The organism is Streptomyces sp. NPDC032721, from assembly GCF_055579625.1.
Map to the genome: position 1 here is coordinate 314,243 of NZ_JBVIMX010000009.1, position 21,035 is coordinate 335,277.

Sequence of the window (21,035 nt, forward strand, 5' to 3'; positions counted from 1 at the left end):
CGTACCGGGCCGGTTTCTCCCCGAACCCTTCGTACTTGGGTTTGCCGGTGGGCTATCCCCTGACCGCCGCGAGCAGGTCCGCCGTCGTCACGATCCGGGCGAACTTGCCGCCGTGCAGGGAGATCGCCGTCGAGCGGGCCAGTTCGTCGGCCGACTGCCGCCAGCCGAACGGACCCTTCAGCTCGAAGGTGTGCGTGGCGTCCAGCGGGAACAGCACCTGGTAGCCGAGGTTGCCGCCCATCCGGGCCGTGATCTCCGCACACATGTTGGTCTGGATCCCGGCCACCACGAACTGGGTGATGCCCTCCTGCTTGAACCAGGCGTCCAGGTCGGGGGTCCCGTAGAAGACGGAGTTCACGGTCTTGGTGATCAGCAGCTCCGGCCCGCCGCCGCCGAGTTCCCGCCGCGCCTCCACGTAGTCCTTGAAGTCGTTGCCCGGCCGGCCGGGTCGTAACGGGGTGTCGGGCGTGGTCGCGTCGTGCCGTACGAAGACGACGGGGCGGCCGGTCTCCTGCCAGGCGGTGATGAGTTCGGCGATGTTCTCGTCAGCGGCGGGGTTGTTGCGCAGCCCCCAGAACTCCTCGTCCTCGAAGCCCTTCTGTACGTCGATGACGACGAGTGCGGCGTTTCCCGCGACGTCCGGGTTCGCGCCTGTGCTCGCTTCTGTGCTCGCTTCTGTGTTCGCTTCGTTGTCCATGGCCCCATGCTGTCGTTGCCGGGGCACTTCCCCCAGGCATCCAGAAGTCAACGACCGATGGTTTACTGCCAATGTGCCGCCAGTATCCCCAGCGCCCTCCCCAGCGCCTTCCCCCGCGTTTCCGTCCCCCCACCCCGTCGCCATGCTCGCCTTCCCCGGCATCCGCGCCTTCGACGTGACCGTGATCTCGGAGGTGTGGGGCGTGGACCGGACCGACCGTCAGGTGCCCGCCTTCGACCTGCGCCGGATCGCCGTGAGCCCCGCCCCGGTGCCGATGCGCGGCGGGCTCACCCTCACCCCGGACCGCACCCTGCGCTGGCTGGACCGCGCGGAACTGATCCTCGTACCCGGGCTGGACGACCTGACAACTCCCGCCCCGAAGCCGCTGCTTGACGCACTGCGCCGCGCCCACGCACGCGGCACCACCATCGCCGCCATGTGCGGCGGCGCCTTCACCCTCGCCCAGGCGGGGCTCCTCGACGGCCGCCGCGCCCTCACCCACTGGAACCTCGTCGACCTGCTCGTCGCACGCCATCCACGGGTACGGGTGGAACCCGACGCGCTGTTCATCGAGGACGGCAACATCTGGACCGCCGCGGGCACCGCCGCCGGCATCGACCTCTGTCTGCACCTCGTACGCAGCAGGCACGGCGCCGAGGCCGCCGCGACCATCGCCCGCCACATGGTCACCGCCCCGTTCAGGACCGGCTCGCAGGCGCAGTTCATCGAGCGCCCCACCCCGCGCACGGACCGCGACGCGGACGCCCTGGCCGAGGTGCGCGCGTACGCACTCGCCCATCTGCACGAGCCCTTCACCGTCGCAGCCCTGGCCGCCCGCGCCGGAATGTCCCCGCGCTCCTTCGCCCGCCACTTCACCGCCGCCACCGGCACCAGCCCGCTCAGCTGGCTGCTCGACCAGCGCATCGCGGCGGCCCAGAAGCTCCTCGAACGCACCGACCTGGCCATGCCCGAGGTCGCCCGCCGGGCCGGCTTCGGCAGCGAGGTCACCATGCGCCAGCACTTCGCGTCCCGCCTCACCACCAGCCCGCGCGCCTACCGGGCGTCGTTCAACGACCGTACGGCGCCCACCCCGTGGCGGCGGCCCACGGTTCCGCGACCGTGACCACGAGGTCGACGACCGGGTCCTTCACGTCGGCGTACACCCCGGTGTCGTCGACCGCCCCCGCGAGGAGCTGCTTGAAGCGGGCGTACGCGGGGACCGCCTCCGGGTGGGCGCGGAACCAGTCCCGGAAGAGCAGCGCGAGCCGCTCGTTGGGCGAGCCCAGGCGGCGTACGTGCAGATTGACGGCGGGCGGCGCCTCGACGGCGGGCGGCACCTCGGCGGCGGGCGGCGCCGACTCCTGACCGGCCCGGCGCGTCCACAGCCGCTTCGTCCACTCCTGCGGGTCGTCGTCGAGCCCGGCGGGTACGTGGTCGTGCCGGTGGCGGGAGAGCTCGAAGCCCAGCGAGGCGAGCGGCGCCGCGAACGCCCGCTCGGCCTCCTCCAGGTCCGCGACACCGACCTGGAGGTCGAAGACCGGCTTGGCCGCCATGCCGGGGATCGCGGTACTGCCGATGTGCTCGACGCGCACGGCCAGGGGCGCGAGCGCGGCACGCACTTCGGCGACGAGCGCGAGGCCCTGCGCCTGCCAGGCGGGGGAGGGGGCGACGACCACGGGTGCGACGGCATCGGGCACGGCGGGGTGGGGTTCGGCGGGGTCGGGTGCGACGGGCTGTTCGGCGTTGATCATCCGGCCGAGTCTAGGCGGGTGTGCGAGACGGATGTCGTACGTACCGTGGATGCCGTGCGGCCCGCCCGGGCCGGGCGGTGCTCGCTCCTACGTCCTCGGAGGGCCAGGACCATATGACCGGCACGGCAGAAGTACCGGAGGCGGCGAGGCCGCGACCCGAAGAAGTGGCCTTCTCCGTACGGGAGTTCACCCTCGCCTGCGACGGCGAACTCCTCAGCTGCGCGGAAGCCGCTCCCGCCCAGGAGCCCCCGTCCGACCTCACCGCCGTACTCCTCCACGGCGCCGGGAACGGCGACAAACAGAGCCCCGCCCTTCTCGCCACCCACCTCGCCGCCCTCGGCCACCGTGCCCTCGCCCTCGACTTCTCCGGCCACGGCGCCAGCACCGGACAGCTCGCCGAACTCAGCCTGGAACGCCGCTTCGAGCAGGCCCGGACCCTCATCGACCACCACGCCACCGCAGGGTCCCGCCTCCTCCTCGTGGGCTTCAGCATGAGCGGCCAGACCGTCGCGGACCTGGCCGCGCACTACGGGTCGCGGGTCGCCGCGATCGGGCTCGGGGCGCCCGCGGTGTACGGGGCCCGGGCGTGGCCCGTCCGGTTCGGGGCGGGCTTCACGGAGATCATCCGTACGCCCGACAGCTGGCGGAAGTCCCCCGCCCTGGACGTCTTCCGGCAGTTGCCCGCCACCGTCCGTGCGGTCCTCGCGACCCCGGCCGTCGACGCGGTGATCCCACCGGCGGTCACGGAAGCGGTCGACGACGCCCTCGCCTCGTCGGACGCGCGGTACACCCGGCTGGTGTTCCCGACGGCCGACCACCGGATGAGCCTGCGGTTCGCGGCGGACGCCGCAGCGCGCGAAAACTTCTTCGACGCGCTGCTGGGCCGTGCCACCCTGTGATCCATGCACATGCACATGGACACGTCACTTGCGCCCCTGCGGATCGGCGCCCTCGTTCCACTGACCCGTCCCGGCTGGGCAGGAGCGGGCCGCCATCTGCTCGCCGGCCTCGAACTCGCCGTGCACGAGGTCAATGACGCGGGCGGGGTCGGCGGCAGACCGCTGGAGCTGCTGGTCCGGGACACCGCGGCCGACCCCGCGCGGGCCGAGGCCGCCGTGGACGAACTGGCCGGTCTCGGCGTGGCAGCCCTGGCGGGGGAGTACCACAGCGTCGTCGCCCGCACCGTCGCGACCAGGGCCGATGCCCTCGGGCTGCCGTACCTCTGCTCGTCGGCGGTGTTCGACGCGCTCACCGAGCAGCCGACGGACCGGGTCGCCCGGCTGTCCCCGCCGCAGTCGCGCGGCTGGCGAATATACGCGGACTTCCTGCGGGGCGCGGGCCACACCCGTATCGCCGTGGCCACCCAGCCGAGCGTCTACTGGGAGTCCGGGACCCGCATCCTGCGGGAGTGCCTGGCGCCGAGCGGCGGCACCGTCGTCGAACTCGGCACGCGCACACGGGACCCCGAGGCGCTGTGCGACGCGCTCGCCGACAGCGGCGCGACCGCGCTCCTCCTCCTGGTCGGCCACCCGGAGCCCGCGGTACCGATCGTCCGCGCGGTACGCCGTGACGCCCGCCTCGCCGATGTCCTGCTGGGCGCCCCGGCCGGACAGCCCGAACTCGCCGACTGGGCAGAGCTGTTGGGCGAGGAGGGGGCGGGGGTCCCGTTCCTGCGCTACTTGCCCGAACGGCCGACGCCACTCGGTGCGCGGGTCGGGAAGGTGCTCGGCGAACGGCTGGGCGAGGAGCCCTCGTTCGTCGCCTTCGAGGGGTACGACACGATCGCGGTGCTGGCGGACGTCCTGAGTTCGTACGGTGCGGAGGGCGCTGAGGGCGCTGAGGGCGCTGAGGGCTCGGAGGGTGTGAGCCTCGCCGAGGCCTGGGCGGGTGTCGCGGTCGAGGGCACGCGTGGCCGGATCAGGTTCTCGCGTACGCCGGGGATCAGTGTGTGGCAGTGGACCTGGGCGCCCGTCCAGGTGGCCGACCGGGACCCGGCGGCACCGTCCGGGTTCCGGGTACTGCACACCGGTGAAGTCCTGTCCCAGGAAGATAAGTTGACCTCATGAACGGTCACATGGCCCACACGGCCCCCGGGTTCGGGCGATGAACGCCCCCGCACTCCTCACCTCGCTCGCAGCCGGGGCCGCGCAGGACCACCCGTACCCCCTCATCCGAGGCGGCGGCCTCTTCCTCCTCTGTGTGGGGCTCGGGTTCCTGCTCGGCTGGGTCTTCCAGAGCAGGTGGATCCCGTTCGCCATCGGCGGTGGAGTGGCGGGGTTCGTCGCGAGCGGGCTGAGCGCGTTGCTCCCGTCGATCGGATCGCCGACCTTCGTCCAGATCGCGGGACTGGTCGCCTCGTTCGTCCTCGAAATGGGCCTGATCTACCTGGTCATCAGCCGCTATCAGAAGCAGCAGCAGACTCAGCAGAGTCAACAGACTCAGCAGAACCAGGAGCCGCAGGGGAGCGAACGGACCCTCATCCTGACCATCCTGTTCGTGGTCGGCCTGCACTTCCTCCTCATGGGCCTCGCCCACGGCCCGTTGATGACCGTCCTGGGCGTCGCCACCTCGGCCAACGCACTGATCGGGCTGTACGTGGCCAAGGCGGCGCCGGTCCGCGCGCTGGGCGTGGTCGACGCGCTGCTCAAACTCGGTTTCGGCGCGTGGATGCTGCTGGCCTACCCGGCGGTGACCTTCACCTGACGCTCTGGCTCGGAACCGGACCCGGACCCGCCGTCGCGTCGACCGGCCGGGCGATCTCCTCCAGCAGCAACTTCGCCGCCACCGCCGCCCCGTCGGCACGGACCCCGCCCGCCACCTCCCGGGCCCGCTCACGCGTCGCCGGGTCCAGGGCCACCTCAAGGGCCGCCGACAGGGACTCGACGGTCGGGGTCGGCGCCGGCACCTCCCCCTCCGGGCCGCCGTGCGCCACTCCGACCCCCAACTCGGCCACCCTGCCCGCCCAGTACGGCTGGTCGCCACCCTGGGCCACCACCACCTGTGGCGTACCGGCCAGGGTGGCCGTCGTCGTGGTGCTCGCGCTGCCGTGGTGCACGGCGGCGGCCACCCGGTCGAACAGCGCCCGCTGGTTGACCTCGCCGACGACGAAGCAGTCGTCGTGGTGGTCGTCGGCCGGTTCCAGACCCGCCCAGCCACGGGAGAGCACCACTCGGCGGCCCTGCGCGCGGATCGCCTCGACGGCCGCCCTGCCGACGTCCTTCAGGGCAGGCGTGGGCATGCTGCCGAAGCCCACGTACACCGGCGGAGCACCGGCCTCCAGGAAGGTCAACAGGTCGTCGGGGAGCGGACGTTCGTCGTCCCTGATCCACGCACCCGTCTGCACGACGTCAAGACCCAGGGACTCAGAGCGCGGAGTCTCCGGCCAGGGGCTCAGCACCGGATCCGTCGCCAGCCACGGCCGCTCGGTGAAGGCGTAGCCGCGGACGTCGTCCACCGGCGGCAGGCCGACCGCCGCCCGGTGGGCGTTGATGACCTCGCCGAACATCTCGTTCGCGTTCCTGGCGTCGATCTCCCACAGCTCACGGTTGTCGGACACCCCGGCCGGCAACGGACGGCCCCGCCGCGCGGGCGGCGGCTGGTGCGCCGAAGGCATGCTGATCGGCTGGTGACTGGCATGCACATAGCGGATGCCCAGCTTGTCGGCCACCGAGCGCCCGCCCGCCGCGACCGGCAACGGACCGGTCACCACCAGCGCGTCACACCCCTCCGCCACCTCGGCCACCGTCTCGAACTGCGCCGCCACCAACGCGGCGACCCGCTCCGCGAGCCCCGCCGCCGACCCCGGCTTCACCGACCCCACCAACGGCCGCACCGGCGCCCCGACCGGCACCACCGTCATCCCGTCCCCGGCGAACAGCTCCACGAACTCCGCGTCCGGCGGCACGCACACGCGCACCTCCGCCCCGAGCGCCCGCAGTTCCCTCGCGAGCGCCACCATCGGCTCGACGCTCCCACGTGCCCCATACGTCGACAACAACACACGCACTTCGCGGTTCTCACTTCCGTCGTTCTGGTTCTGGTTCTGGTTCTGCTTTTGCTTAGGCCGGTGATTCTGCGGCACCCCCAGGGCCTTGCCGCAAGCCCCCCGGCAGGCTATAAGTTGAGTACGGAAAGGGCACCTGACCTCCTGCTTTGCCTCTGCTCGGCAGTAGAGCGGCAGTTGAGCTCCGCTCCCGCCGTGATATCTGGATCACACCGCCCGTCCAGCGCCGCCCGGGTGCTGCATGCTGGGCCGATGACGAACAGCGATGGTTACGGAGACGCCCCGACCGCCCACGCCTGGACCGCCCTCGGCGGGCGGCCCGACCTCGTGACGAAGGTGTCGTACGAGCGGGACGCGGGGGATGTGCTCCAAGCCCGGCTGCGGGTACGGGAGTTGGCGCGTGCCACGGTGGGGGCCTGCTCGCTGGCCGCCGCCGAGCTCGCGGCGGAACGCGGGGGTTCCGGGGCTACTGGGGGTGCGGTGCCCGACGTACGGGTGTCGGAAGGCGCCGTCGCCGCCGCCTTCCTCAGCGAGCGCGTGCTCCGTATCGACGGCCGCGCACCGACCAACTTCGCCCCGCTCTCCGGCTTCTGGCGCACCGCGGACAGCTGGGTCCGCACGCACGCCAACTATCCGCACCACCGCGCCCGCCTGCTCGCGGCCCTCGGCATCCCGGACGACGGGACGCGCGACGACCACGCACTGGCCGAGGTGCTCGCCGCCGAGTTGCGGACGCGCACGGCGTACCAGGTGCAGGAAGCGGTGTACGAGGCGGGCGGGCTGGCGGTGGCGGTGGCGCCCGCGCCGGAGCTTGGCCGGGCGGCGGGCGGGGGTGTGCCCGACCTGCCGCTGGTCGAGAGGCGCACCAGCCCCGGTGGCGGGGCGGGGCGACTGGCCGACGCCTCGCTTCCGGCGGCGGGCGTACGGGTCCTCGACCTCACGCGCGTACTGGCCGGACCGGTCGCGGCACGCACCCTCGCGCTCCTCGGCGCCGACGTACTGCGCATCGACTCGCCCCGCCTCCGCGAGGACGCCGACACCCACACCGACACCGGCATGGGCAAACGCTCCACGCTCCTCGACCTCGCGGCACCTCACGACAGCGAGACCTTCGAGGAGTTGCTCGCCTCCGCCGACGTCGTACTGACCGGGTACCGGCCGGGCACCCTGGACCGTCTGGGCCTGGCCCCGGAAGCCCTGTGGGAGCGCCGTCCCGGTCTCGTCGTGGCCCAACTGTGCGCCTGGGGGTGGGCGGACGGGCCGTGGGCGGGGCGGCGCGGCTTCGACAGTCTCGTACAGGTGGGGACGGGGATCGCCGCGATCGAGGGGGCGGAGGGACGGCCGGGGGCGCTGCCGGCGCAGGCGCTGGATCACGGTACGGGGTATTTGGTCGCGGGTGGTGTGCTGCGTGCGCTGACTAAGCGTCAGGGGGACGGGTTGGGGCGGCACTTGCGGTACTCGCTGGCGGGGACGGCGGCGTGGCTCATGGGTGGGCTGGGTGAGGGGGCTGTCGGGGACGGGGACGGGGACGGGGACGGGGGTGGTGATGACCTCCGGCGTTGGATGGCGACGGCCGAGTCGCCGTACGGCAAGCTCGATCATGCGTTGCCGGCTGTGAGCTATGAGGGTTCGCCGGGCAACTGGTCGCGGTCCGTGAGCAGTTGGGGTACGGACCGGGCGGTCTGGCTGTGACGGGGGGCGCGGCGGTATTTCCGGCGGGCTAGGGGCCATGGCGGAGGTGGGGCGGGGTCGGGGTGTTCGGCTCCGCCGGGGGCCGCCCCCTTGCCCGCCCGTTCCGCCCCCGGGGGGCGGCCCCGCCGCCCAAGGGGGCGGGCGGGGTAGGGGCGGCTCCGCCCGCCCGAGGGGGCTGGGGGGTGGGGGTAGTGGCGGCCCCGCCGCCCGAGGGGCTAGGGCGTAGAGGCGGCCCCGCCGCCCGAGGGGGTGGGGGTCGGTGTTTGAGGGGGGTGGCGTGATTAAGGTGGGGGGTTATGTCGTGTGTTTGATCGGAGAGGCTCCGTCCCGATGTCGTCGCAAGCTCCTCCTTCCCCGCGCAGTCTGTATCCCGGGCCGTACGAGGGAAGGCTCTCGCTCCCGCAGCAGGGTGCGGACATCTGGCAGTTGGACGGCCCCGAGTACGTCGCCGGAACGGCCGACAGTTCGCTCTCCCTGCTGGACCCCGACGAGCGGGCCCGGTATGCCGCCTTCCGCAGGAGTGCCGACAAGGACCGGTACGCCGCCGCCCACATCGGGCTCCGCCATCTCCTCGCCGCCTACCTCGACCGGGCTCCCGGCGACATCGTCCTGGGCCGCGAACCCTGCCCCCTGTGCCCCGAGCCGCACGGCCGCCCCTACGTGCCCGACGCGGACGGCTTCCACTTCTCGCTCTCGCACAGCGGCGACCTGGTGCTCCTCGCCTTCGCCCAGACCACGGTCGGCATCGACGTCGAGCTGCTCACCGACACCGCCCAGGCGGACGAGGTGTCCGGCGTCCTGCACCCCCGCGAACGCGCCGAACTCACCGACCTCGCCACGGACGACGCGGCCCGCCTGACCGCGTTCGGCCGCTGCTGGTGCCGCAAGGAGGCCTACCTCAAGGGAACAGGAACAGGCCTCGCCGTACCCCTCGACGCCACCTACGTGGGCACCACCCCTGAGCCAGGAACCATCCCTGGCTGGCAACTCACGGACATCGCCGTGCGCGAGGGCTACGCGGCGGCGGTCGCCACCGCGAACCCGTAGCTCAGCGCTGCTCGGGCAGGCCCGCCGGCCGGGGGTCCGTGGCCAGGCGGGCGTGGAGGTGTTCGTCGTGGTACTCGCCGTCGCCGAAGCGGAACGAGGCGCGGAGGGTGCCCTCGGCGGGGAAGGCGCAGCGTTCGGCGACGCGGCAGGAGGGTTCGTTCTCCACGGCGTGGGCGAGTTCGAGGCGGCGGACGCCCGCCGTGGCGAACGCCCAGTCGGCCGCGGCGGTGGTCGCCCTGGTGGCCAGGCCCCGGCCCCGGGCGGCGGGCAGCAGCCAGTAGCCGATCATCGCGAGGCCGTCGGAGCGGTCGACCCAGCGGACGGTGATGGTGCCCAGCAGGCCCGGGGCGTCAGTGTCCTCGGCGGCCTCGGTGTTCTTGGGGTTCTCGACCAGGGCGAAAGTGGCGACGGTTCCGGCGTTCCAGGCCTTGTCGCGGACCTCCACCCACTTCTTCGCGGCGTCGTGGTCGGTGGCGGGGAGGGGGTTCCACAGGGCGAGCTGCGGATCGGCCGAGGCGGCTATCAGGGCGGCCATCGTGGCCGGGTCGTCGATGTCCGTGCTGCTCCACGGGCGCAGTACGGCTTCGTCGAGTTCGAGGGTGGCGCGGACGAAGTCCTGGGGGGAGGTCAGGGTGCTCATGGGGGCTCTTTCTACCGGGGGTTGTGGATCTTCGCGAGTGGGTTTTCGGTGAACGCGCTGGTCAGGTGTGGTCGGTCAGAGGACGCGGCCGCTCGGGAGGTACGGGGCCGGGGTCGTCATGCCGCGCAGCGCCAGGTAACCGTCCTGGCCCAGTTCGAGCCCGGCCGCGAAGCCGACCTCCAGTGCCCACTGGTTCGCCGCGGTGATCACGGGCGGTACCGCGGCGCGGCCGTCCGGCGATGAGGCCAGGATCTCCCAGAGCAACTGCTGTGCGCTGTGCGGGTGTTGGGCGGCCAGGAGGAGCGCTGTGCCGTTGTTGTCCGTGTAGGCGTAGCCCCGGCGGCCTTCCGTGTCGCGGGACACGATCAGGCGGTGCGATGCGTGCATGTGGTGGTGGTCGGGGCCGTGCCCGGCCCCGCGCAGGCCCTCGTCCAGCAGGTCCATCCACGCGAGGTCGTCGGCCGTGCCCTCGTCAAGACCCGTGACCTCCGGGAGGGCGGCCCGGTCGACGGTGCCGCTCAGCGACATCAGCGGCTGGAGCGCGAACCCGGCCTGCCAGTACCTGCGGGTCGCCGCCGGGTGCACGGTCGAGATGAACATGCCCTGCCGGTCACCGCCGTGCGTCAGTACGGCGTCCATCAGGCGTGTGCCGATTCCCTTGCCCTGGAGGCCGGGCAGCACCCCGTACGTGATCAGCAGCCAGAGCGGGCCCCGGTTCTGCGAGAGCGCGAAGCCGACCACCTCGTCGTCGCGGACGGCCACCCAGCAGCCGTCCGGGTCCGTCGCGAGGAAGTGGCCCATCCTGGCGATCCACTGCGCGGACTGCGCCGCCGTACGCGGCTCGGGCTCGGGTTCGTACGCCCTTCTGCTGCGCCGGTCGCCCTCCAGGAACGTCACCCCGGACGCGTGCTCGGCGGACGGGAGGTCGCTCTCCCGCATCGGCCTCACCTGGATCGGGTTCATATCGCCTTCCGTCCGTCGCCGTCGTTCCGTACGTCTTCTTGTAGTGCGTGCGAGATCACGATGAACTCGCCGTCGCCCGCGCCGACCGGCTCGCGCCGCCACCCTCCGTAGATCCGCTCGACCCCGAAGCCCGCGGTGGCCAGGGATGTGCGGATCTCCTCCTCGGAGCGGAAGCGGAGGGTGGCCGTGCTCAACAGTTCCGTGCCGTCGTCGGCCCAGGTGTAGTGGTGGGTGAAGCTCACCGCCGCGTCGCGGACCTCGGTCACCTCCGTCCAGACCTCGACTGTGCGTCCTTCGGCGGTGACGACGCTGTGCCGTGAGTCGACCGGGTTCCAGCGTTCCCAGCGGCGGTCCGCCGGATCGCGGGTCTCGAAGACGAGCCGGCCCCCTGGCACGAGGGCGCGCCGCAGGTCGGCCAGGGTGCGCGCCCAGTCCTCGTCCTCGACGAAGAACTGCGCCACGTGGCTGGTCATGACGGCCACGTCGAAGGCGGCGGAAGCGGGGAGCGCGGCAGAGGTTCCCGGCAGCCAACTCACTTTCTCCGCACCGGGTTTGGCGCGCGCGGCGGCCAGGGAGGCGGGTGCCGGGTCGACTCCGGTGACCTCGTGGCCCGCGGCGGCCAGGGCCAGCGTGAACCGGCCCGTACCGCAGCCGAGGTCCAGGACCCGCAGGGGTGTGGTCCGGGGGTGCGGGGTCTCGTCGACGAGGGCGAGGAAGAGGTCGTCGTCGTACGACCAGAGCGCCTGGGCGTCGTAGACCTGGACCAGGAGGGGGTCGCGGAATTCGGCCTGGAGGGGAGTGGGGTGAGCAGTGGGGCGGGAGGTGCGGCCGCGCGGCGGTGTCGGGTCCATTCGGGGAAGGTACTCGGCGGGATCCCCGGTGGGCGCGCGAATTTGGCCGCGGTGGGGGAGGGGGTGCGAGTGCATGTCCGTGCGTACGCTCGTGGCATGACTCCGTCCTCCGCTTCCGCCGCGCACACCGCGCACGCCGTGCTCACCACGACCACCGACGCCGAGGACAAGGCCCACGCCCTTGCCGCCCGCGCGGTCGACGAGCGGTTGGCCGCCTGTGCCCAGGTCCTTCCGGTCGCCTCGGTGTACCGGTGGGAGGGGCGGGTGGAGCGGGCCCAGGAGTGGCGCGTGGACTTCAAGACGCGCGCCGACCTCGTGGACCGGCTCACGGCGCGCATCGGAGAGCTGCACGACTACGACACCCCGGAGATCATCGCCGTACCCGTCGCTGCGGGCAGCCCGGCCTACCTGGCGTGGGTGTCGGAGGAGACGGTGGCGGCGGCCGACGAGCAGGCCTGAGCCTCCTGGGGCCCCTGGGCCCTCTGAGCCTCACGCGCGCAGCCGTACCGGCAGACTGAGCAGGCCTCGGTGGCGGGGGTTGGGCTGCCAGGACGGGTGGCCGTCCGCACGCAGGTCCGGGTAGCGGCGCAGTACGTGCGTGAAGGCGATCTCCGCCTGGAGCCTGGCCAGTTGGGCCCCCAGGCAGTGGTGGATGCCGTGGCCGAACGCCAGGTGACGGGAGGCGTCACGGGTGAGGTCGAAGCGGTCGGGGTCCGCGAAGACGGCTGGATCGCGGTTGGCGGCCAGCAGGGCGATCTGGACGAACTCGCCCGCCGGGATCGTCGTGCCCGCGATCGTCACCGGCTCGGCGGTGTAGCGCAGCGAAGCGACGGCGGACGGGCTCTCGTAGCGCAGCACTTCCTCGACCAGGCCACGTACCAGCGACGGATCGGCGCGCAGCGCGGCGAGCTGGCCGGGGTGGCGGAAGAGGGTGTGGAAGCCGTTGGCGACGAGGTTGACGGTGGTCTGATGACCGGCCACCGCCAGCAGGAACACCATCGAGGTGACCTCGTCCTCGGAGAGCCGGCCGCCGTCGTCGTCCTGCGCGGCGATCAGATCGGAGAGCAGGTCGTCGGCGGGGCGCGCGCGCTTCTCCGCGACGAGGGTGCGGAGGTGGGCGAGGAGCGACTCGGCGGTCCGTACGGAGACCTCGCTGTCGGCGGGCTGCGCGCTGCTCCGTACGCGGATCCGGTCATGGCTCTCGTACGGTGCGCCGAACAGATCGAGGATGACGGCCAGCGGCAGCGGCAGCGCGAACCGGCCGATCAGCTCGATCTCGTCCGCGCCCTCCTCGTCCCATGCGTCCAGCAGCGCCGTGACGTGCGCCTCGACGCGGGGTCTCAGGGCGGCGGTGCGGCGCGCGGTGAACGCCCCCTGCACGATCTTGCGGAGCCGGGTGTGGACGGGCGGGTCGGAGTTGAGCATGTGCGCGGTGAGCGCGCGGCCGGGGCCGTTGCCGCTGCTGCCCTTTCCGTCCGGCACCGGCATGCCGATGTGGCGGGCGAACCGTTCGGTCGCGCCGTCCTTGCGCAGCCGTGGGTCGGCGAGCGCGGCCCGGCACTCGGCGTGACCGGTGATCAGCCAGCCCTCCAGCGCCGCGTCGCCGGGGAAGCGGACCTTGTGCACCCCGCCGCCGGTCTCACGGAAGTGGCGGTAGCTCTCGTGCTGGTGGGAGAAGAAGTCCGTGCCGATGGTCGTGGTCGTGGCTTCAGGGGGTGCGGGCGGCACTTCGCTCCCTCGTCACCCGTACCTCGTCCACCCCGAGCAGACCCGCCAGCGGCACCTTCGCCGACTTCTGGTCGGGGCTGACCGTCAGCCCGTCGCGGCGCAGCAGGTCCAGCAGGAGTTCGGCGAGCGGCATGACCGCGTGCCGGCCCCAGCAGCGTTCGGAGCCGTGGCCGAAGCCGAGGAAGCCGGGCGCGGTGTCGGGGTCGAGCGCGTCCCAGCGTTCCGGGCGGAACTCGTCCGGGGCATCCCACAGGGCCGGGTCCCGGTGCGAGAGCAGCGGCAGTACGAGGATGTCGTCGCCGGGGCCGATCGCCGGGTCGAAGCCGGGGTACTCCGGAGAGGCGTTGCGCAGCATGTTCCACGAGGGCGGCAGCAGCCGCATGGCCTCGTAGAGGATGTTCCGGTTCGAGGTGGCCTCGTCGAACGGCGAGCCCAGCCACAGCGCGTTCGCCACCAGGGTCGAGACGGTGAAGCACACGGGGGCCGCCGCCCGCCGGTACATGCCCATCGCATAGCGGCGGTCGTGGTACCCGGTGGCCTCGGTCACCATACGGGCGAGAGAGGTCAGTTCGGCCCCCGGGCGCGCACCGTTGCGCACTTTGAACGGGCGTGGGAAGGCCGCGCCCGCGGCTATCACGGACCAGGTGAGTTTGGTCGTCAATTCGAGATTCCGGCTCATGAGAATACGCAGCCGATAGGGGTCGTCACCCAGGATCAGATCCCGGAGAAACATGTGGCCGGTAATCGGCCACGGCCCGGAAAGGTCCACGTTCTCCGGCAGTGGTTTCTTCAGTCCCTCGCGTACGTCACGGCCGACGGTCCGCATCACCGAAGCCGCCTCGGCAGGTGCGATCGAACGCCCCTGCAGCGGCTTGAAGGTGGGCCGCTCCGTCTCGGTCGCCTTGCGGGCGGACAGGATCCGGTCGGCCAGTTCGTGCCCGGCGACACCGATCGTGTCGGGCTCCAGCCGGAACACGTCCTTGCCCCGGTGGTCCCGCAGCAGAGCGGCAAGTCGTGGCGCGAACAGGGTGGTTCGCGTGGTGGCGGGGTGCGGGGCGCCGGAGGGGCGGGGGTGTTCCAGGTGTTCCGGGCGTTCCGGGAGTTGCGGGCGTGAAGGCTGCGTCATGGTGAGGTCTCCGAGAGAGCCGGCTCCTACGGGCGGCGGGCCCGCCCCCGCGCAATGGCGGGGGCGGGCCCGGGGGCGTCCTAGTACCAGATGTACCAAGCGCTCGCCTTGAGGCTCTTCTCCGAGGCGATGGCATTGCGGATGGCAAACAGAACCTTCATTTTCCTGCTCCCTGTCTCCCCTTTATATGGGGCGTAATTGGGCACACCGGTGCCCCTTGTGGGGGTGGCGTGCTGCTGGCTCCATGAATGTCCCGCGAATCGCTGAACAGTTGATGAAGGTATGATCAACGCGCTCGTTGATCAAGACCTCGCCGTACTTCTTTTCCCTTTCATGGGAAATGCTTTCAGGGGGAGGGGAATTGGGCGGGAGGGTTTATTGACGGACCCTCTGATTGCCGTCCGTGCCGAAGCCGCCGCGATCACCGCGAACGCCTGCGCGATCATGGCGCCATGACCGATGAGACCAGCACCAACAGCAACAGCACCGGAAGCACCGGCGACTACGCCGCCGTACGCCTCCCCTCGTACGACAGGACCGACCTCGCCCGCATACTCGGCGACGCCCCCGACCCCTTCGGCGTCGCGGACACCGGCCTGACGTGGCTCCCCAAGGAGGAGCACTTCGGCGTCGTCCGGACCGACGACGGCCGCCTCGTCGCCCACGCGGGGCTGCTGCGCCTGCCCCTGACGATCGGCGGCCTCGACACGGAGGCGGTGGGTGTGGGCGGCGTCGCCGTCGCCCCCGACGTACGGGGCCGGGGGCTGGCCCGGCAGGTGGTCGGCGCGGCCCTGGAGCACGCCCGCACACTGGGCCCGGAGCGGGCGATCCTCTTCTGCCGGCCGCCACTTGTCCCCCTGTACGAGAAGCTCGGCTGGCGCCCCGTGACCCGCGAGGTCCACGTGGAACAGCCCGAAGGCCCCCTCGTGATGCCCCTGCACACCATGTGGCACCCCCTGCGCGGGGCCGAGGCGTGGCCGGAAGGTGAGGTTCGGCTGCGGTCCTACCCCATGTGAACCGCACGCCCCCGTGCGAACCGCACCGTCACCTGCAAGGGATCTTCACATTTGGGTGTCAGGCCTGCTCGGGACCTCCCCTTCACCCGAACTTTCACCTTGTTAGGTGGGGGGCCTACGCATGACCCGTACACGTAACAAGCGGGAACGAGCGGGAACGAGCAGGGGAGAGGGCGACGGCATGACAGTGGGCGACACGGGGGCGGGGCCGGTCGGCCCCGTCGCGCCCGGCGGGCAGGGCAACCTCGGTTCGCCCTACCTGCTGGGCGGAGGGCAGCAGCGACTGGCGTCGTCCCCGGCGCAGAAGAAGGCCGCCGCCAACGCCATCGAGCAGCACATCGAGCCCGACACCCGCAAGGCGGGCGACCACGCGGACACCGAGACCGGTGCGCTGGTCAAGGCGCTCGGCGCCAAGGACGGGCACGGGTGGCTGCTGGCGGCGGCCGTCAAGAAGGCACACACGGCCTGGGATTCGCAGGTCAAGGGCCTGATGGGCCGGCTGGGTTCGGAGAAGAGCGCACTGCGCAGCACGAACCTGCTGTTCCGGAGCGACGACCTCGGAGTGGGCGGCCAGATCCGGCCCCCGTCCCCGCTCGACCGCCTCTGACGCACACGTACCCGCGCACCACCTGCGTACGTACTGCTCAACCGCACCGCCGCACCGCAACGGGGAGATCATGCCGACGTACCACGAGATCCTGACCACCGAGCTCTCCGCGCTCACCACCGCCGCCACCCGCTGGGACGGCATGGCGGCGGAGTTCAAGAAGCAGGAGGCGGCGTACCGGCGTGAGGTGCACGGCATCTCCCTGGGACAGTCCTGGCAGGGGCTGAGCGCCCTGTCGGCCGGCGACCGCTTTGACGTCACCCTCAAGGAGTTCCAGGCCGCGCAGACCGAGGCCAAGGCGGTGGCCGATCTGCTGCGGGACGCGCACACCCAGTTCGTCTCCCTGCGCGGCAAGCTCCAGACGGCCAGGCAGGAGGCGATCGAGGCCGGGATGAAGGTCTCGGACCAGGGGGTCGTCACCTACGACTTCGACAAACTGACCGCCGCCGAACGCAACGCCCTGCGCCACGACCCCGACTACGAGCAGAGCATGCACAAGGCCGTCAACTCCTGGCAGACGCGCCTCGACCAGGCGGTCCGCGCTGTCAACGACGCCGACAAGGGCGCCGAGATCGCCTTCAACGCCGTCACCGTCGACGCCAACCCCCTCGACGGCCAGGGCTTCAACGCCAAGGCCGGCGGCGACATCGAGAAGTACGAGGCCGACGCACTCAAGGACATCGCCGGACGCATCAACTCCGGCAAGGCCACCGACGCCGACCTCGCCGAGGCCGAGCGCTCCTTCCGCGACAACGGCAAGAACAGGGAGTTCAGCCAGCGGCTCCTCACCGGCCTCGGCGCCGAGGGCACCCTCCAGCTCAACAACTCCCTCACCGACCAGGGCCACTCCGGCGGCGCCGACAAGAAGGACTACCTCGGCCTCCAGAAGGGCCTGGCGACCACCCTCTCCACCGCCACCCAGGACACCGACTCGGCGTTCTACCGGAACTTCCGTACACAGATGCAGTCGGCCGGCGTCAAGCAGTACGACCTCGACGTCACCGGCGACAAGGTCGCCGTCGGCCAGGGCCACGGCCAGCAGGCCCGCGGGTACCAGAGCCTGGTCACCCTCATGCGGCAGGGCGGCGACTACTCCGACAAGTTCCTCCACGACACGGCCAACGACATCCGCAGGGCCGAGGACAAGAGCAAGGGCGGCGACCCGGACATCTGGGACCTGCACGGCGACTTCGGCGACAACAAGAAGACCGGCGAGAACGACAGCTGGTTCGCCCACGACCCCCTCGACGGCATCCTCGGCGTCATGTCCAAGGACCCGGCCGCCGCCACCTCCTACCTCGACCCCGGCCCGGACCGCAAGAACGACAACCTCACCTACCTGCTCGACAAGCGGGACTGGAACCAGGTCAACACGACCGAGTACTACAAGGCCGAGGTCGCGGGCAAGGACATCGCCGGGAGCGACGTACGCGCCGGACTCGGGGCCGCGCTCGAATCCGCCGCCACCGGTTACGCACCGGGCACCGAGCACCCGATGGGCAAGCACAGCGACGGGCAGGCCCGCGTCATGCACGAGACCATCAGCGTCCTGAACGACACCAAGCACGCCGAGAAGCTCCCGGACAACCTCCAGCGGCCCATGTCCAACATGCTCACCGACTACACGGGCGACCTGCACGAGATCCTCGGCAGGGACAACGACACCGTCAACGGCAAGGACGGCGTCTGGAAGGACGACGGCACCACCCGCATGTCCGTCCCCCACGATCAGCTGATGAAGGTCATGCGGGGCGTCGCGGACGACCCGGAGGCATTCGCCCAGATGTACCGCGCCGAGAAGCAGTTCGCCCAGGACACCTTCACGAGCATGCCGAACGACACCAACGACAACACCACCAAGGCCCGCATCCAGGAGGCCGCGGCGGCCCTCGGCGCCTACGACGGCGTACGGTCGGACGTCGTCTTCGACGACCGCTTCAAGGCCACCCAGTGGGCCAACGACTTCAACCACGCGCTCACCACGACCTCGGGCGCCGTCCTCACCTTCGTCCCGGCGGCGTACGGCGCGTCGATCTCACCGGCGTTCGGCCCGACCGGCGACATCGCCAACAGGGTGGTCGACTTCTGGTCCTACGAGGCCACCAAGGACCGCGTCGCGGAGGCCAACCTGGAGGCCACCGAGGCCAACTCCAAGCTCTTCACCGCCGGACAGCGGGAGGTCGACGGGATGGTCGTCGAATGGGCGAAGGGCAACGGGCACAAGGCGGACGACGACTTCGTACGGGTCCTCGTCGGCCTGGGCCAGGCCAAGCACCAGGAGGGGCGACTGGCCGGACTGCAGCCGCTGAGGTCGGACTTCTGACGGCACCCGCCTCCCGAGTACCACCCGCACCACTCGTACCACCAGAGCGGAACGAACCACCCTCATGCCCGTCACCGCACACCGCACCCGCTGGGGGAAGACCGCCGTCGGCGCCCTCGTCCTCCTCCTGCTCGCCGCCGGAATCCTCTACTTCTCCGGTACGTACGACCGGTGGCGGCTGGCGAGCATCTGCGGCGGCGCGGTGGACCCGGACTCGCTCGACGACTTCCTCGACGGCAAGGACTGGGGCGAGACCACCTACCTGGCCGATACGCCCGGCAGCCTCGCCGAGTGCGCGGTGATGTCCCGCGACGACGACCGTACGGCGCTGGACATCGACGTCCGCCGGGGCAGCCAGGCCGTGCGCCACACGCTCTTCCACGGCCGCTCCGACCTGACCGGCGGGGGCGGCAGCGCCGCCCCGCTGAGCGGCTGGCCCGCAGTGCTGGCCCGGTACGAATCGGGGGACGAGGTCTCGGTGGTGCTGCCCTGCGCCAACCGTACGAACGACAGCCTCGTCGTCCACGCCAAGGGCTCCTCCACCGGCTCCGGTCCGGACAAGCGGACCGCCGACGCACTCCGGCCCGCCCTGGCCCAGGTCGCCGTACGGTCCGCGCTGAGGTCGGCGGAGGAGTTCGGCTGCGAGGTTCCGGACAGCGCCAAGGGGCCGGAGGGGCCCGGCGGTCCGGAGATCGCGGCCGTCGCCCCGGACCCCGATACGAAGGCCTACGGTGAGCCCGCCGTGAGCGCCGCGAGCGCCGCGCTCAGTGGGGCGAAGGGGACCTGCGCCCCGCTGCGCCCCCTGGCGGCCGCCGCCGCGCGGGCCGGCACCCCCAGGTTCACGGAATCCGCCGCCCAGCCGAACGCCCCGCTGGCCGACTGCTTCCTGCTGACCCCCCGGAACAAGATCGGGTACGGGTTCTCCGCGACGTACGGGCCGCACGCGAAGGCCTTCCGCGACTCCCTGGGCCCCGCCGCCGCGCCACTGCGGCTGGACGCCGGGACCGACCCGCGGTTCGGGCCGGGCACGGGCAGCCGCTGGGCGTCCTGGGCCACCGCCCGCTGCCCCGGCTCCACCGAGCGCGCCCTCTTCCTGATGTGGCGGGCGTACGACACGGCGGCGGACGAGCACCCGGTCCGGGAGTCCTCCCCGGCCTTCCAGAGCGCCGCCCTCAAGGCGTTCGCCACGGACGCGGCACGGCAGCGCGGCTGCACGGACCTGCGGCTGCCCTGACGGGAGCGGCAGAACCGGAGTGGCAGAACAGGTCCAAGGACCCGCCTTGGTAGGGGCGAACGGCCCATGCCCCAAGGGGGTCTGACGGTCAGGATGAAAGGCCCGACCACCGGCCTGCCGTCCTAGGGCTCGTTCCATGCCTTCACGCTTCTCCAGTCCGTTCCTCGCCGATCAGGGCGAGCACGCGCGGGTGTCCCGACCGCTGTCGCTGCTGCCCTGGGCGGTCTGGCTCGCGGCGGTCCTCGCCGAAGTGCTCACCAGCAACGAACTCCGGTTCAGCCCCGTACTCGCCGCGGTGCCGCCGCTCGTGGCGCTCGCGCACGGCTGGCGGGCGGTGGCGCTGTCCGGGGTGCTCGCCTGGCTCTCCCAACTGGGGTTCCTCTGGCTCGATCCGCCGACCCGCTTCGGCATCGGGCCGCTCACCACCTGCATCGCCATGTGCGGTGTGACCATCGCCAGTGCCCTGGGTTCCGTGGCCAGACGGCGCAGTGAGCAACGCATCCAGCACATGCGCTCCCTGGCGGGCGGGGTGCAGCGGGCGGTGCTGCGGCCGATTCCGCCCCGGCTCGGCGGCTACCGGGTGTCCGGCTTCTACCAGGCGGCGGAGTACGACGCCCTGGTCGGCGGCGACTTCTACGAGGCCCTGGAAACGCCGTACGGACTGCGCATCGTCCTGGGCGACGTGGCGGGGAAGGGGCTCGCGGCGGTCGACGCGACGGTCACCCTGCTCGGGGCGTTCCGCGAGGCCGCCGAACGCGAGGAGGACCCGGCGGCGATCGCCCGCTGGATGGACCGGTCGCTCGCGCGGCGGCAGCGGGCGACGGGGGACCACCGGTTCGCCACCGCGCTCATCGTCGAGGCGCATCCAGGGGGGCGGCTGCGGTTCGTCAACTGCGGTCACGTACTGCCGTGGCAGGTCGACCAGGACGGGGCCAGGGAACTGGCGCTCCCGCCCGGGACGCTGCTCGGCCTCTTCGACCAGCTCCGCACCGGGCCCGAACCCCTCGGGGCCGTCACCAGGATCCTGCCGCCGGGGGCTTCGCTGCTGGCCGTCACCGACGGTGTGACCGAGGCGCGCAACGGGGCGAAGGAGTTCTACGATCCCGCGCGCACGCTGCACGCCCAGGGGCTCGGGCCTTGCCCGACCGCGGTCAGGGACGCCGTACTGACCGGGCTTGCTCACCACTCCGGGGGGAGGCTTTCGGACGATGCGGCGGCGCTGGTGGTGGGGGAGGCGTAGGGGTGTGGCGCGCGAAGTGTGCGGGTGGGGGTGGGTTGCTCGCGCAGTTCCCCGCGCCCCTGAGTACTCAGGGGCGCGGGGAACTGCGCGGCCAGCCCCGACCACACCCACACCTTG

Annotated in this window: 21 protein-coding genes; 12 read left to right on the top strand and 9 right to left on the bottom strand. The window is 71.9% G+C overall.

Going from position 1 to position 21,035, the window contains the following annotated elements:
* Nucleotides 1–52: 52 nt before the first annotated feature.
* Nucleotides 53–697: a cysteine hydrolase family protein gene (locus ACZ5PB_RS21020; RefSeq protein WP_468693185.1), complete on the bottom strand. Its 645-nt coding sequence runs from the start codon at nt 695–697 to the stop codon at nt 53–55.
* Nucleotides 698–839: 142 nt separating this feature from the next.
* Between ACZ5PB_RS21020 and ACZ5PB_RS21025 the strand changes: the two genes are divergently transcribed.
* Nucleotides 840–1,820 carry a GlxA family transcriptional regulator gene (locus ACZ5PB_RS21025; RefSeq protein ID WP_468693187.1) on the top strand — a complete coding sequence of 327 codons (981 nt, stop codon included), beginning with the start codon at nt 840–842 and terminating at the stop codon, nt 1,818–1,820.
* On the opposite strand, the gene ACZ5PB_RS21030 is transcribed toward ACZ5PB_RS21025, so the two are convergent.
* Nucleotides 1,765–2,448 (bottom strand): GrpB family protein, encoded by a 684-nt coding sequence (locus ACZ5PB_RS21030; protein WP_468693189.1) that lies wholly within the window; start codon nt 2,446–2,448, stop codon nt 1,765–1,767. The genes ACZ5PB_RS21025 and ACZ5PB_RS21030 overlap by 56 nt on opposite strands.
* A 113-nt stretch (nt 2,449–2,561) precedes the next feature.
* On the opposite strand from ACZ5PB_RS21030, the gene ACZ5PB_RS21035 reads away from it, so the two are divergent.
* The 3 genes from ACZ5PB_RS21035 to ACZ5PB_RS21045 are packed head-to-tail and all read left to right on the top strand — an operon-like array spanning nt 2,562 to nt 5,151.
* The gene (locus tag ACZ5PB_RS21035) at nt 2,562–3,347 is read left to right on the top strand and encodes an alpha/beta fold hydrolase (protein WP_468693190.1); all 786 of its coding nucleotides are present in this window, start codon (nt 2,562–2,564) and stop codon (nt 3,345–3,347) included.
* Nucleotides 3,348–3,362: 15 nt separating this feature from the next.
* Nucleotides 3,363–4,514 (top strand): ABC transporter substrate-binding protein, encoded by a 1,152-nt coding sequence (locus tag ACZ5PB_RS21040; RefSeq protein ID WP_468693191.1) that lies wholly within the window; start codon nt 3,363–3,365, stop codon nt 4,512–4,514.
* A 37-nt stretch (nt 4,515–4,551) separates the two neighbouring features.
* Nucleotides 4,552–5,151 carry a DUF6609 family protein gene (locus tag ACZ5PB_RS21045; RefSeq protein WP_468693193.1) on the top strand — a complete coding sequence of 200 codons (600 nt, stop codon included), beginning with the start codon at nt 4,552–4,554 and terminating at the stop codon, nt 5,149–5,151.
* Here the strand turns inward: ACZ5PB_RS21045 and ACZ5PB_RS21050 are convergent.
* Nucleotides 5,144–6,406 carry a glycosyltransferase gene (locus ACZ5PB_RS21050; RefSeq protein WP_468693194.1) on the bottom strand — a complete coding sequence of 421 codons (1,263 nt, stop codon included), beginning with the start codon at nt 6,404–6,406 and terminating at the stop codon, nt 5,144–5,146. The genes ACZ5PB_RS21045 and ACZ5PB_RS21050 overlap by 8 nt on opposite strands.
* A gap of 297 nt (nt 6,407–6,703) precedes the next feature.
* On the opposite strand from ACZ5PB_RS21050, the gene ACZ5PB_RS21055 reads away from it, so the two are divergent.
* A complete protein-coding gene (locus tag ACZ5PB_RS21055) occupies nt 6,704–8,143 on the top strand; it encodes a CoA transferase (protein ID WP_468693196.1) in 1,440 nt (479 codons plus the stop codon).
* A 330-nt stretch (nt 8,144–8,473) separates the two neighbouring features.
* Complete coding sequence (locus ACZ5PB_RS21060; RefSeq protein WP_468693198.1) at nt 8,474–9,190, top strand: 4'-phosphopantetheinyl transferase family protein; 717 nt, start codon at nt 8,474–8,476, stop codon at nt 9,188–9,190.
* Between the two features lies 1 nt (nt 9,191).
* On the opposite strand, the gene ACZ5PB_RS21065 is transcribed toward ACZ5PB_RS21060, so the two are convergent.
* From ACZ5PB_RS21065 to ACZ5PB_RS21075, 3 genes are all read right to left on the bottom strand, one after another.
* Entirely contained in the window at nt 9,192–9,830 is a 639-nt protein-coding gene (locus ACZ5PB_RS21065; RefSeq protein WP_468693199.1) for a GNAT family N-acetyltransferase, read from the bottom strand.
* A gap of 75 nt (nt 9,831–9,905) precedes the next feature.
* Entirely contained in the window at nt 9,906–10,793 is an 888-nt protein-coding gene (locus ACZ5PB_RS21070; protein ID WP_468693201.1) for a GNAT family N-acetyltransferase, read from the bottom strand.
* Nucleotides 10,790–11,644: a class I SAM-dependent methyltransferase gene (locus tag ACZ5PB_RS21075; RefSeq protein WP_468693203.1), complete on the bottom strand. Its 855-nt coding sequence runs from the start codon at nt 11,642–11,644 to the stop codon at nt 10,790–10,792. Before ACZ5PB_RS21075 ends, ACZ5PB_RS21070 begins: the two co-directional genes overlap by 4 nt.
* Before the next feature lie 96 nt (nt 11,645–11,740).
* Here ACZ5PB_RS21075 and cutA point away from each other — a divergent pair, with 96 nt between their 5' ends.
* On the top strand, nt 11,741–12,103 hold the full coding sequence (gene cutA / locus ACZ5PB_RS21080; protein WP_468693205.1) for a divalent-cation tolerance protein CutA: 363 nt from the start codon (nt 11,741–11,743) through the stop codon (nt 12,101–12,103).
* A 30-nt stretch (nt 12,104–12,133) separates the two neighbouring features.
* Here the strand turns inward: cutA and ACZ5PB_RS21085 are convergent, their stop codons facing one another.
* The 3 genes from ACZ5PB_RS21085 to ACZ5PB_RS21095 all read right to left on the bottom strand — a co-directional run bounded on the left by ACZ5PB_RS21085 (nt 12,134) and on the right by ACZ5PB_RS21095 (nt 14,659).
* A complete protein-coding gene (locus ACZ5PB_RS21085; RefSeq protein WP_468693207.1) occupies nt 12,134–13,372 on the bottom strand; it encodes a cytochrome P450 family protein in 1,239 nt (412 codons plus the stop codon).
* Nucleotides 13,353–14,498, bottom strand: coding sequence for a cytochrome P450 (locus ACZ5PB_RS21090; protein ID WP_468693208.1), 1,146 nt, complete (start codon nt 14,496–14,498; stop codon nt 13,353–13,355). Before ACZ5PB_RS21090 ends, ACZ5PB_RS21085 begins: the two co-directional genes overlap by 20 nt.
* An 80-nt stretch (nt 14,499–14,578) precedes the next feature.
* Nucleotides 14,579–14,659, bottom strand: coding sequence for a tryptorubin family RiPP precursor (locus tag ACZ5PB_RS21095; protein WP_468693268.1), 81 nt, complete (start codon nt 14,657–14,659; stop codon nt 14,579–14,581).
* Nucleotides 14,660–14,950: 291 nt separating this feature from the next.
* Between ACZ5PB_RS21095 and ACZ5PB_RS21100 the strand changes: the two genes are divergently transcribed.
* The 5 genes from ACZ5PB_RS21100 to ACZ5PB_RS21120 all read left to right on the top strand — a co-directional run bounded on the left by ACZ5PB_RS21100 (nt 14,951) and on the right by ACZ5PB_RS21120 (nt 20,918).
* Nucleotides 14,951–15,514 carry a GNAT family N-acetyltransferase gene (locus ACZ5PB_RS21100; protein ID WP_468693210.1) on the top strand — a complete coding sequence of 188 codons (564 nt, stop codon included), beginning with the start codon at nt 14,951–14,953 and terminating at the stop codon, nt 15,512–15,514.
* A gap of 181 nt (nt 15,515–15,695) precedes the next feature.
* Entirely contained in the window at nt 15,696–16,121 is a 426-nt protein-coding gene (locus tag ACZ5PB_RS21105) for a hypothetical protein (protein ID WP_468693213.1), read from the top strand.
* 70 nt (nt 16,122–16,191) lie between these two features.
* Entirely contained in the window at nt 16,192–18,444 is a 2,253-nt protein-coding gene (locus tag ACZ5PB_RS21110) for a DUF6571 family protein (RefSeq protein WP_468693215.1), read from the top strand.
* Between the two features lie 64 nt (nt 18,445–18,508).
* Nucleotides 18,509–19,678: a hypothetical protein gene (locus ACZ5PB_RS21115; RefSeq protein ID WP_468693216.1), complete on the top strand. Its 1,170-nt coding sequence runs from the start codon at nt 18,509–18,511 to the stop codon at nt 19,676–19,678.
* 136 nt (nt 19,679–19,814) lie between these two features.
* Nucleotides 19,815–20,918: a PP2C family protein-serine/threonine phosphatase gene (locus tag ACZ5PB_RS21120; protein WP_468693218.1), complete on the top strand. Its 1,104-nt coding sequence runs from the start codon at nt 19,815–19,817 to the stop codon at nt 20,916–20,918.
* Nucleotides 20,919–21,035 lie beyond the last annotated feature (117 nt).

Bases quoted from the DNA above. Each gene is read 5' to 3' on its own strand.
- ACZ5PB_RS21100 (WP_468693210.1), top strand. From the start codon at position 14,951: ATGACCGATGAGACCAGCACCAACAGCAACAGCACCGGAAGCACCGGC.
- ACZ5PB_RS21020 (WP_468693185.1), bottom strand. From the start codon at position 697: ATGGACAACGAAGCGAACACAGAAGCGAGCACAGAAGCGAGCACAGGC.
- ACZ5PB_RS21040 (WP_468693191.1), top strand. From the start codon at position 3,363: ATGGACACGTCACTTGCGCCCCTGCGGATCGGCGCCCTCGTTCCACTG.
- ACZ5PB_RS21075 (WP_468693203.1), bottom strand. From the start codon at position 11,644: ATGGACCCGACACCGCCGCGCGGCCGCACCTCCCGCCCCACTGCTCAC.
- ACZ5PB_RS21070 (WP_468693201.1), bottom strand. From the start codon at position 10,793: ATGAACCCGATCCAGGTGAGGCCGATGCGGGAGAGCGACCTCCCGTCC.
- ACZ5PB_RS21050 (WP_468693194.1), bottom strand. From the start codon at position 6,406: ATGGTGGCGCTCGCGAGGGAACTGCGGGCGCTCGGGGCGGAGGTGCGC.
- ACZ5PB_RS21095 (WP_468693268.1), bottom strand. From the start codon at position 14,659: ATGAAGGTTCTGTTTGCCATCCGCAATGCCATCGCCTCGGAGAAGAGC.
- ACZ5PB_RS21030 (WP_468693189.1), bottom strand. From the start codon at position 2,448: ATGATCAACGCCGAACAGCCCGTCGCACCCGACCCCGCCGAACCCCAC.
- ACZ5PB_RS21105 (WP_468693213.1), top strand. From the start codon at position 15,696: ATGACAGTGGGCGACACGGGGGCGGGGCCGGTCGGCCCCGTCGCGCCC.
- ACZ5PB_RS21035 (WP_468693190.1), top strand. From the start codon at position 2,562: ATGACCGGCACGGCAGAAGTACCGGAGGCGGCGAGGCCGCGACCCGAA.
- cutA (WP_468693205.1), top strand. From the start codon at position 11,741: ATGACTCCGTCCTCCGCTTCCGCCGCGCACACCGCGCACGCCGTGCTC.
- ACZ5PB_RS21120 (WP_468693218.1), top strand. From the start codon at position 19,815: ATGCCTTCACGCTTCTCCAGTCCGTTCCTCGCCGATCAGGGCGAGCAC.
- ACZ5PB_RS21115 (WP_468693216.1), top strand. From the start codon at position 18,509: ATGCCCGTCACCGCACACCGCACCCGCTGGGGGAAGACCGCCGTCGGC.
- ACZ5PB_RS21065 (WP_468693199.1), bottom strand. From the start codon at position 9,830: ATGAGCACCCTGACCTCCCCCCAGGACTTCGTCCGCGCCACCCTCGAA.
- ACZ5PB_RS21110 (WP_468693215.1), top strand. From the start codon at position 16,192: ATGCCGACGTACCACGAGATCCTGACCACCGAGCTCTCCGCGCTCACC.
- ACZ5PB_RS21055 (WP_468693196.1), top strand. From the start codon at position 6,704: ATGACGAACAGCGATGGTTACGGAGACGCCCCGACCGCCCACGCCTGG.
- ACZ5PB_RS21060 (WP_468693198.1), top strand. From the start codon at position 8,474: ATGTCGTCGCAAGCTCCTCCTTCCCCGCGCAGTCTGTATCCCGGGCCG.
- ACZ5PB_RS21045 (WP_468693193.1), top strand. From the start codon at position 4,552: ATGAACGCCCCCGCACTCCTCACCTCGCTCGCAGCCGGGGCCGCGCAG.
- ACZ5PB_RS21090 (WP_468693208.1), bottom strand. From the start codon at position 14,498: ATGACGCAGCCTTCACGCCCGCAACTCCCGGAACGCCCGGAACACCTG.
- ACZ5PB_RS21025 (WP_468693187.1), top strand. From the start codon at position 840: ATGCTCGCCTTCCCCGGCATCCGCGCCTTCGACGTGACCGTGATCTCG.